At 44.4% G+C, this 6,686-nt stretch carries 5 protein-coding genes and 1 pseudogene; 2 read left to right on the top strand and 4 right to left on the bottom strand.

Going from position 1 to position 6,686, the window contains the following annotated elements; translation table 11 throughout:
• A pseudogene (locus A3766_RS29860) lies at positions 1-235 on the bottom strand (class I SAM-dependent methyltransferase); the annotation flags it as partial.
• 174 nt (positions 236-409) lie between these two features.
• Positions 410-1,141, bottom strand: a complete 732-nt coding sequence (locus tag A3766_RS22360) for a PEP-CTERM sorting domain-containing protein (RefSeq protein ID WP_068514235.1) — start codon at positions 1,139-1,141, stop codon at positions 410-412.
• Between the two features lie 476 nt (positions 1,142-1,617).
• On the opposite strand from A3766_RS22360, the gene A3766_RS22355 reads away from it, so the two are divergent.
• Positions 1,618-4,050: a hypothetical protein gene (locus A3766_RS22355; RefSeq protein ID WP_068514238.1), complete on the top strand. Its 2,433-nt coding sequence runs from the start codon at positions 1,618-1,620 to the stop codon at positions 4,048-4,050.
• A gap of 82 nt (positions 4,051-4,132) precedes the next feature.
• On the opposite strand, the gene A3766_RS22350 is transcribed toward A3766_RS22355, so the two are convergent.
• Positions 4,133-5,668 carry a fatty acyl-CoA reductase gene (locus A3766_RS22350; RefSeq protein WP_068554578.1) on the bottom strand — a complete coding sequence of 512 codons (1,536 nt, stop codon included), beginning with the start codon at positions 5,666-5,668 and terminating at the stop codon, positions 4,133-4,135.
• Between the two features lie 322 nt (positions 5,669-5,990).
• Between A3766_RS22350 and A3766_RS22345 the strand changes: the two genes are divergently transcribed.
• Complete coding sequence (locus A3766_RS22345) at positions 5,991-6,347, top strand: YibL family ribosome-associated protein (RefSeq protein ID WP_068554580.1); 357 nt, start codon at positions 5,991-5,993, stop codon at positions 6,345-6,347.
• Between the two features lie 65 nt (positions 6,348-6,412).
• Here the strand turns inward: A3766_RS22345 and A3766_RS22340 are convergent.
• On the bottom strand, positions 6,413-6,686 hold a 274-nt coding region (locus A3766_RS22340; protein ID WP_197479683.1), incomplete at its 5' end, for an LrgB family protein.

The raw sequence follows: 6,686 nt of genomic DNA, 5'->3' as shown, positions 1-6,686 counted from the left end.
CGCTTTGAATAAACTCATGCTCTTCAAAGATCTCCTTAATGACGGAAGGCTCATTGTTGCTTAGCTCACCTTCATAGCATTGGACAAATAAAACGGGTGGATACCACTCAATATTGAGGTTCTCAAATGAGGGAAAAAACCGACCTCTGCCATGGAATACTCGGCAAACCTGTTCAGGCGATTGTCTAAGGTTTTCACCTAGTTCTTGCTTTAGGAGGTTCTGTACAGTAGTCATTGCAGAAATTTTGGTCCGGCTCAGTGATTGTTCAGGGGATTCTATAAAAGAAATGATGGTAGATCTATTTTTATGATTTTGGCCGCGAAAGAAGAGCAGTTAATTAAATCATAAAGAGAGAGTAAGAGAACCTATAAGGCGAATACCTTATAGGTTGTATGGAAAAAGAAGTCGTTAAGCAATACTGCGCCGCCTCATTAAACCTATGCCAAATAAACCAAACGCTAGTAGGGCAAACGTTGAGGGCTCAGATACGCTAATCACGCATTGATTGGGGTCGGTTTGTGGGTCACAGGAACCTATGCTGATTGAGAATACGTCATCGGGAAAAGCAAACTGCGTATTCTGGCCATCAGGACTTAGAAATATTGCTCTGTCCAAGTCGCTACCGGTCACATTGTACAGGTCGATAAATAAGTCTTCAGGGTCGAAGCCGCTGATGACAAAGCCATCGGTACAGCAATTCACCCAATCCAAATCAATATTGATAGAGCTAGTTGTACCCAGTGCACTATTACCTCCTTCATTTGGGTCATCTAAGAATGCCAGTGCTGCGGGTGTAGAAAAGTCAATGCTGGCATTAAAAGAGCCGCCTCCACTTCCATTTGGTCTTTCAAGAATTACCCCAAAGCTCAATTCATTGGTAAGCGTATTCACATGAGAAAATATCTGCAAGGCGTCAGCTTCTAAGGGGATGGGGGTTGTGGTTCCAGGGTAAACCGGGTTCGCTGATGCTGCCCAAGGGCTACCATAGTTGTAGAAATCAGTGCCTGTTTCTGCACTGTCGAAAGTACCTAGCAAGAACTGAGAGCCATTAAAGTCAATATCCAATACTGCAGCCGAAGCAATTGAAGAAGACAAGGATAGAACGACAGCTGTACACAAATGCCAAATAATGTTTTTCATTGTCTGTTTCCTTCCTATTGTGTTGGTTTTATTGTGAGTTATTGATCAAAAAATACGCAGGAAATAGACCAGATTCTGTAACTTTAGTTATTACAGTAACTTGTCCGCAAGGCTATAAAGGTAGGTTTCAGAACGTGTAAAACTCTTCGACACTATTTGTCATAAAAGTTGGTAAAAAGTGGCTATTCATAATGAGGCTGGCCCGCTATTAAAATTTGAATTGGTTCACGTATTAACGAATCGAGTCGATTGGTAGAATATAGCGTTATATTTCTAAGTATTTGTAATTGCAGAATAAAATATTCAATTCTCAAGTGCTTTGTTTATTCCCCCTGCTTGGGGAGGGGGGAATGTTGAAATGGCTAGTTTAGAATGTGAGTGCTCAATTGCACCCTTATTTAGTCTAAGGTAGCTGTAAAACATTGTGTTCTTTGGGCTATAAAAATAAATATATTAAGATATCCAAGGGGATAACCATGCCGGGTTTAGTTAAGAAAACCATCACCGTGCTTGTGGCCGCATCCGCAAGCATTGCCAATGCTACGATTGACCTTTCAGGCTTACCGGGTGAATTTCCTCACCAAGAAGAAGTTTGTGCCAGTGATTTAGCGAGAGAAGCCTTACGCGCCGAGTCAGCGTCTCAGGCCTTGAATACGCCGTTCATAGATATGATAAAGGTGGGTGATGAGCTTGTCTGGACTCGTATGGGGACTCAAAGCCCGGTACTTGTACCTGGCGATATTGTCACGCTAATCGGCTCAAACTTCGGTGCAGGTGTGGATATAGATTTTAGCAAAATCATGCTGGGTAATACCCGTATTCTTGAAACTGATTTACGTATGTTTGATCAGAAGCTTGCTGTGTCAGATCAGGTTAATTACGAAACAGAGCAGCAAGTTGATGCATGGGATAAAAACGTTATTAGCTGGCAAGATGACCGTATTGTATTCAGGGTACCTGACCATGCTAGCAGCGGTCCCTTGATTGTGCAGGTACAAAAACGAACGGGTTATAATGAGTCCTTGCTACACCCAGGTTCTCCACATACCGTTATTGATGCACAGACCTCTCGTATTATCAGCGATACGTTTCAGCATGAATGTGACGTTGTGTCACAGCTGAGTGATGCCGTTGCCAGCACGCCGATTGATATAGATGTTAATAACCCGAACTTCTCTGATTTGGTGACAGAAGGTCGAAAGATATTCTGGTCGTACGACTACAATATTGGTGTCGCACATGCGGTACGAAACCTGGATTGGAAGGCGATCTTTAACTATCGTTCGTTTGACCCGGTTAAAGGAGGCTATGCTGACCCGAGAGAGTTGTTTGGCGCCTATAAAACGGTCAGAGGGCAAGTGCCGAATGAAGCGATGGATGATGTTTACTTTGATCCTTACCCAATGCCAACCCCGATCCCCGGCTTCCTCACCTTGGGTTCTGCCAAGCTTGAAGGCAATACAAAAGATACAGGTTGGGTAGGATATCGCTATGCAGAAGGTAATCACCCTTATACAGGGCCGGGTGAATTTGCCGGTTTCAACTGTGCGTCGTGCCACGGTTATCAAATCACTTACCAAAACGTCAATGGCGAAGATGAAACAAAGGTTTTCCCTGGCTTGCCTAACCCTGAATGGACCATGAAGTGGACAGTTTTACAGACGCCGCTAAAAACCTTCAAGGGCATTTATGAGAAGGAGCCAGGGCCAGACTGGGCACCGGAAGAAGAAAAAGTTGCCAAAGATATGTTGATCTATCATATGCCTGCCGGTGCCGGTGAGCATAACTTGGTTAGAATCAAAGGAGAGGGCAGCCATACCGATAATGATTATCAGTTTTCACCGATCGCAATTCCAAATGTGACCAACTATATGTCGATTCGACGTTCTCTGTCGCATACCGAATCCTATGTCGGTTTTGAAGGTTCTTATGTGCATGCAGAAGAGCCGGACGGTGCGCAAGGGGCAATGAGAAAAGCGCCTTTACAAGCCTTAACCGCGTACATGACCCAGCTTGATGAGGACGATGACTTACTACGTGAAATTGGTATGTATCGCTGGTTGAAGCAGAAGGGTTTACTTGTCGACCAAACAGAAACCGGTACAGTCATAGAGACCTATACCGAGATGGTACCGCAGCCGCCTAAGCGGGGCTGGTTTGGTATTAAGATACCTCAACCAGATAAAGAGGTAACGAAAACGCGCGAAATACCAGCATTGCAAGAAGGACAGTTTATTAGCCAGGGCTGGCAGTCCTATCCAAAAGTTTCTGCAGCGATAGCAAGAGGTAAAGAGACCTTCGATCGCGATTGCGGCAGCTGCCACAATGATGGCGTCGGTGCCAACACAAATGAAAAGATGTTGCGTTTGGATGAAGTTGGCAGATTTTTCTCTCCAACGATTTACCAAAAAGAGGTCGAGTCGATTCGCGCGACATTCTTACGTGATATGTACTGGGTGCAGAATCGTGGCTTGCTATCTGACGGTCACGTGAGAAATATGAGTGATCTGGTATCTCCAGCTCGTTGTGATAGCAACTCTGAAATGTACCAACAATATTACACCTTGCATGCACCGGTTCGACCTGCGCCCGGCTCTGTCGATCAGCCGATTACTACACCGGACTTAAATCGCAGAGGCGATGTATTCAGGGTGCCCAAGTCGGACTACATTACCAGGTTGGATCGAGGTTACAAGCGCAACCGCTTTATCGAAAAGCACAAATACTTTAGTGAAGTGTCTTGGGATGACGACCACTACTACTGGGATTACCAGAAGATGCGTCGTGAATTTGGTGTAGATGAAATGGGGACACCTGGCCCGGTTGGTTTACCAGCGACACCACACCCATGGTGTACATCGAATACTGAGGAGGTTTCAGATTTGGTTCAGTACATTATGACGCTGTAAGCTTGAGCGAGTAGACAAAGGCCAGCCCCGATTAGACTAAGGGAATGTTCAATCGGGGCTGGCTAAAGGCTCAGTTTATCTATTAGTCAGTAACGGACAATTCTTTGGTCTTCACCTGCTTAACCAGTGCATTTTTCGCAACTTCGTTTATCGCATATTTTTCAATGCCGGCTAAATGGGTTTTACCAAAATATCGATACCAGTTAATTAGCTTGGCATCGACAGGGAACTCTCCGTCAGACTTTTCGCCTAGCTCTTCAGCTAAGGCTAGTAGCTTGCCATTATGAAAGCGGTATTTGGGAAAACCATAAAAAGAAAACGTGGTCGACAAGGTTAAGGCTGTATCTATATTCTTGTGCATGCGGTTTTTGCGTTTTTTAAAGCCGATTTTTGATCGAACGTCTTGCAATATATCCAGCGGCACTTGAGCTGCTTTCATCGATGCTTCAAAGACAGACTTAGAGACAAAGGTAAATTCTTTCGAAGGCTTTTTAGCCTTAAACAGCTTTGGGTAGGCCTTGTAGTTTGATTGGGCTTCATCAACCATTGCGCGCTTTAGTTCAGCAACTGTCACCGGGTTAGATGAGCTGCTGCAGCATTGGTAAATGTTTGTTTCGCCGGGTGACTTCAGTGCTTTGGTCATGGACAGAATAACGCTATTAGCGACTAAGTCTGCGGGAATAATGTCCATTGCTGCATGCGGGTCAGCAGGGAAGTAAGAGATTTTTCCACGAGCGTAGGCAAATACAATGGCATCGGCAACTTTTATGCCTTCAATCCACCCAGGTACTGGCGCACGAAGTGTACTTTCGATAATTGAAGGTCTAAGTATGACAAGAGAGCTCGTATCTAGTTTCTCTATTAGTAGCTGCTCGCCAAGCCACTTTGTGAAGGTATAAGTGTCATTCCAGCCGTAGCGATGGGCTTGCTCGATCCCCAGGTCAACCAAGGCGTTCTTTTGTTCTTCTTTCGTGCTTGAGGGCAAAAATGCGCGTGCGATTCTGTCTTGTAGTGAATGGATTAAACCTTCGACTAGATAGTGACCTTGTGCATTGCGTGGGACTTTTCGTTTATATGGCCCTGTTGTCTCTTCGTAAATCTCACCTTTGTTTAAGCCATGAACATAGCATGTCGAAACCTGTACAACGGGTGTTCCTTCTCCACGCTGCGATAATTCGATAATATTCTTTAAGCTTAAGGTGTTGATTGCTAGAGCCTTGTCTAGCGGTTCTCTAAAGTCGACACTCGCAGCAGAGTTTACGATGACGTCGATTTTTGAAGCAAGTTCATCAAAACTATCTTCGTCTAAGCCGAATAGCTTATCTGTTAGTTGGCCGCTGACGATGTTAAGTTTTGTCAGACAAAAGTTCTTGAATGCCTGTTCATCTAGGCTCTTTAAGTGTCCAAAGACTGAAGAGCTAAGTACTTCTTGCTCAAGACGTTCCTGAGCTGAATTGTATCGTGCGTTGCCGCGAATGAGTAAATGAATACTGGCAACATCGGGAGTGGATCGAATAATTTTTTCGAGTACAACTTTGCCGAGAAACCCGGTACACCCTGTGATTAAAATATTTTTCCCTTTGAGGGTCTCTTTTACCATTGAAGATTCTTGAGTCATCGCATACCTGCCTAGCACCTGAGTTAATCTGAAAGCCTTATACCCGAGTAAATCACAATATCCCGTATGGGGCTTGTTGTGCCGCAAGATACGGCAAACTATAAACATTTTTGGTGCGTAACTTCACAGTACGAGATGTTCATCACATTAATTTTTAGTAGTAGAGTATATGCACTAATTTTTAGTTTTTGGCTCGCTGTTATTGCTGGAGGCTCGGGTTATTTGAATTGTGATCGAATCCTTTGGTTAATTACTGTACAATCTCGCTCCCTTTGACTACTGCGTCTAATATTCAGTAGTTCCCTTTGCGCCAGGAGTTATCATGAGTTTCAAGCAAGACCTTCAAGCACTACAAAATACCTTAGACAAAAAACGGAATACCTTAGTGGCCGCAGAGAAGCGTTTTAATCAGGTATTGGTCGGGCAAACAAAGCGTGATATCGAGTCTATCAATAAACAGATTTCTGCTTTAAAGCAGGCAAAAGCTTCAGACGTAAGTAGTAAATGCGCTCAACTTAAGGCAATGAAGTTTCATCGAGCGCTTCTCAAAGAAGAGCAGGCAGACATGGGTAAACTCAAGAAGTCTGTGAAAGGGCTTGTAGTCGTGCATCCATTGACGGCGCTCGGTCGAGAGATGGGCGTGAGTGAAGTAACCGGGTATGCTAGAAAAGCGTTCTGATTTTCAAGGTCTTAAGAGTCGTTATTTCCTGAGTGCCATCTCAGCGATGAACCAGGAGTGTGCTGCTAGAACAACCAGAAGCATAATGGCAGTAAGATCGCGGTAAAAATGCCATTGACGATCATTGCAAGAATCGAATAAGCGCCGCACTTGGAACTAATTTCAAAAGCTTTAACCGTGCCAATGGCATGTGCGCTGAGCCCTAGGGCAAGGCCTTTTTCCTCGTCATTTGTAATATTAAAGCGTTTGAACACAAGCGGTGCAATGACTGCACCAAAAACGCCGGTAATCATCACAAAGCCAGCTGCTAAAGATGCGACCGCGCCAGTTTCTTCTGAA

The organism is Oleiphilus sp. HI0132, from assembly GCF_001635845.1.
Note: the sequence above shows the minus strand (reverse complement) of the source record. Positions and strands in the feature narration are given on the sequence as shown.